This is a genomic window from New Jersey aster yellows phytoplasma (genome assembly GCF_002554195.1).
Classification (GTDB): Bacteria; Bacillota_I; Bacilli_A; order Acholeplasmatales; family Acholeplasmataceae; genus Phytoplasma.
Genome location: NZ_MAPF01000035.1, coordinates 1 through 2,465, shown reverse-complemented (window position 1 = coordinate 2,465; position 2,465 = coordinate 1). Strand labels below are relative to the sequence as shown.

Genomic DNA, 2,465 nt, shown 5'->3' with positions numbered 1-2,465 from the left:
TTTTTCTTGTTCTTTTTGGGTGTCCGTTTTAGCTTGAGGTTTATTAATAGCTATTAATAAAATAACTAATACAAACACAAAAGCTAATGAAACAATCGATCCCCAAAAGATATAAATTTTATTTGATTGTTTTTGATTGTTTTTTTTCAATTTTGTTTACCTACTTTTTTTATCATTGTTGTTTATTGCTGGTTTAACAACATTTTATTTTTTTTAAATATTTTGTTTTTAAAATTTTTATATAATTTATCTTCTACATTTATAAAGATACAATTTTTATTGATATATTTATGTTCGTTGTCACCACAAGATTCTTCTAGTTTACACTATTTTGAAAACTAATATCTTCATTACATAAAAAGGTTGATGATTTATTAACAGATAATCTTCTTTTAGGATAATATTTAATATCTACTATAAATCCTCTTTGACCACCTATAATATTTTTTTAACAAACCTGCTTGTTTAATATCTCTTATGCTTATATCATCATAAACATCTATTTTAAACTTATCATTATAGATATTTTTGTTAAATTCTAATGAACCCCTGATATAATTGAATTGTATTTGTTGGTGATTCAAATAGCTTATAATAAAATCGGTTTTAACTAGTTTACTAGGGACCTCAATCACAATGGATTTAGGACGATGCGTTACATTCATCTCTTCCTTTATAGCCATTATAATTTCTTGCGTACTATCATTATTCTTAAAAGAATCGAAACTAAAAATTGATTTGGTTTCGATTTCTTGTTCTTCCAAAAACTCCTCATATTGTTTGATAAACTTTTTTTTAGAATTTTTTCAATTAAATCTATTTGTTCGTAATAAAAATCAAGGTCTAGATTTTTAATAAAATAATCAAGATATTTTTTAACTTGACTTAAAGTTAAATTATCATTATAATAATATTGGTCTTTTAATATACCTATTTTATCATAGATTAATTGTTTACATTCTTCTTTCTGATTTTGACGAACGTATATTTTTATGTCTAGGGTGCCTTCTTCAATGAAGTCGCCATCTTTTTTTATATAAGAAATTGATTTTTCTATATTACGAGCAGTTTCAATTCTAGGATGGAAACCTTCAATGTCAAAGAATCTATCACTTTGAATATTAAAACGTTTAGTTAATTGAAAAAGAACATGAGTATGTATTTCTTTATGGTCTTGATGGTTTTCAGTATTAGAAATGATATATGATATTTCTTGTTTTTTTGAAGCCATTAATTCTTTAATATGATTATGAATCTTTTCTTTACCCAAAGGACATTTTGAATAAGTTAAAAAAATATCTTTTGTATATAATCTAAATTTATTTTTTTCATTTATATTCTCTTTCTTCTATAAAACCCTTGTTTTAGAGCTTTCCATGCGTCTATTACTTCATTTACAACCACACCAGTAGCAGCACACCACCTACAATTAAGCTGCGGATCCACCTAAGGAGCCTATTGTGACGCCTCCTTTGAGGATATCTGATTTAAGCAGCTTTTCTTTCATTGTTGTGTGGGCTTTTTTGCTAATGCTAATTAATTTTTTAATTTATCAATTTCATGTTGTAATTCTTTGTTGGTTTCTCCTAATCCACTATTGGCTGCTTCTAAACCTTTAATGGTTCCTTCTAGTTGTAAAATCTTTTTACCTTGTTCAGCAAAAAAGATTTATTTGTTGTTCTAATTGAATTGTTAATCTTTGGATTTCTCGCGATTGTTGTTGGATAGTTTGTTGTAATTAAGTTATTTCTTCATCTTTATGTTTGGTGGTTTTTTGTAATTGAGTTTCATTGGTTTCTAAGATTTTAATCTTACCTTTTAACTCTTTTATTTGTGATTGTTTTGTGTTTAATTGTTTAACCAAAACTTCATTAGCATTATTGTTTTTAACTAATTCATCTTGTATTTCTTTTTTCAAGGGATTTTTGTAGGCGATTGCTGAGTTTTTTCAAAATATTGTTTCTTTTAAAAAAATCTTTTTCTTATTACTTATATTATAGCATTAATAATTTCAATAATTTTAAGTTTTTTTAGGTTTTGTAATTTATAAATAATTTTATTTATTTTTTTCCAACAACAAAAGCCGTCCAATAATTAGACAGCAAAATTAATTAAAAATATTTAATTTAAACTAATTTAATCAAATTAAGGAGAAAGTTGAAAACTTTGAATATAATTATTTTCAAGATATCTATACCAATATTGACATTCAACTTTATTTAATATTTTAATATCTTTTTTTCATAATCTTTTTTAAGTTTTAATTTAAGTTTTTGTAATTTAAAATATTTTTTAAAATTCTTATTAAGAAAATAATTTTTTGGTTGAATACTAGATAAATTTAAACTAAAATAATTAGAATTTTGAACTTGGTTTGGAGTCATATAAGATTTAAACAATAAAGTTAAATTATGTGGAATTTTAATATTTTTTCCATTAATTATTTTTTAATATTCCATTCAAAT

Annotated in this window: 2 protein-coding genes; both read right to left on the bottom strand. The window is 23.6% G+C overall.

All coding sequences use genetic code 11. The features are described 5' to 3' along the window. Positions 1-682 precede the first annotated feature (682 nt). On the bottom strand, positions 683-1,231 hold the full coding sequence (locus BBA70_RS01470) for a hypothetical protein (RefSeq protein ID WP_308495560.1): 549 nt from the start codon (positions 1,229-1,231) through the stop codon (positions 683-685). Positions 1,232-1,738: 507 nt separating this feature from the next. After that, the gene (locus BBA70_RS01465) at positions 1,739-1,918 is read right to left on the bottom strand and encodes a hypothetical protein (protein ID WP_011412549.1); all 180 of its coding nucleotides are present in this window, start codon (positions 1,916-1,918) and stop codon (positions 1,739-1,741) included. Between the last annotated feature and the right edge of the window lie 547 nt (positions 1,919-2,465).